Raw genomic sequence first — 1,346 nt, 5'->3', positions numbered from 1 at the left:
TTGGCCGAGGCTGTGTGAAAACGCTGCGGCAGTGCCAAGTTTGAGTGCTATATCGTGGCCATTGTTAGTGCGATGACCATTTTGGCGATATGGCGTTTGTGTCGGTACTGTTGAGTGTTGCGAGGCTGTCCTACCGCCATTGCGCCGCTGATTTGAGGCCGGTTTGTCTTTCAAGCTCGGATTGCTGCCAGAAGCGGCTGGATTCCGATAATTTTGAGAACACGCTTGAGATTGTAGGCGAGAACGTGAAGGCTCATCTCAGTTCCTACATTGTTAATTGTCCGGGTTAAAAAATGCGTGGAACCCATCCATGATTTGATAGTGCCGAACGGATGCTCGACTGTACTCCGCCGGACTTTCATCATGTCCGGCTTTAGGTCTAGGCGACGCTGCGCAGCATCAAGTACATCTTCATTCTCCCAGCGACGAACCTTTCGTTCGGTTCCCGTTGTGCAGTTTGATTTGAGGGCGCACGTTCTACATTTTGAGTACCAATAGCGGTTGATCAACAAGCCATGTTCAACATACCCAGATCTCAGCGGCAGCGTCTGTCCAGCCGGGCAGCGATAGGTATCGGACAGGCGGTCGTAGATAAAGTCGCGCTTATCGAACAAGCCTTTACCGATTGACGACGATGTTAGCGACTTAGGGACGTAGGGCGTGATGCCGTTTTGTGTGCATTTGACGATTTCTTCGCCATTATAGTAGCCACGATCTCCGACAACACTGATATCTTCATGGCCCATAGCGACGCGCGCTTGGATTGACATATCATGGAGTTGCGTCCGGTCACTGCCCACATTTGTAACCTCATGCGCCACGATGAGATGGTGCTTTACCTCAACCGCACTTTGCACATTATAGCCAACTATACCGCCACCACGTGTCTTCATCGACCGTGCATCTGGATCAACCAGCGATACTTGCCCATCTGGTGAGCCTGCGAGACGATCTTGAACGCTGTCGAGCTGGGTCAATTGCGCTTTCATGGCCGCGATCTTGTCTTTCAGACGGCTGCTCTTTACCGTACCAACCTCAGGCTCTTCGCGGTCGGTTTTGTCCAACTCTCCAAGATATCGCTCAATGCTGGCCTCGATCTCGGCAACCTTGCGCGCCATCTTCGCAGAGGTGAAATTCTTGTCGCGATTATTGACCGCTTTGAATTTGCTCCCATCGATTGCAACCAAGCTTTCCCCTAAAAGGCCAACTTGGCGACAAAGCAGAACAAACTGGCGGCATACCTTGCGAATGGGCTGACCATTATCGCGCCGAAAATCGGCTATCGTCTTAAAGTCAGGTGCCAAACGGCCTGTCAGCCACATAAGCTCAATATTGCGCTGTGCCTC

The 1,346-nt window shown here is 51.6% G+C and carries 1 protein-coding gene; it reads right to left on the bottom strand.

Going from position 1 to position 1,346, the window contains the following annotated elements:
* Nucleotides 1–170: 170 nt before the first annotated feature.
* A partial coding sequence (locus ACOVRA_RS08280; RefSeq protein WP_421719874.1) for an IS1182 family transposase occupies nt 171–1,346 on the bottom strand: 1,176 nt, incomplete at its 5' end.

The organism is Aquidulcibacter sp. (assembly GCF_049239865.1).
GTDB lineage: Bacteria > Pseudomonadota > Alphaproteobacteria > Caulobacterales > Aquidulcibacteraceae > Aquidulcibacter.
Note: the sequence above shows the minus strand (reverse complement) of the source record. Positions and strands in the feature narration are given on the sequence as shown.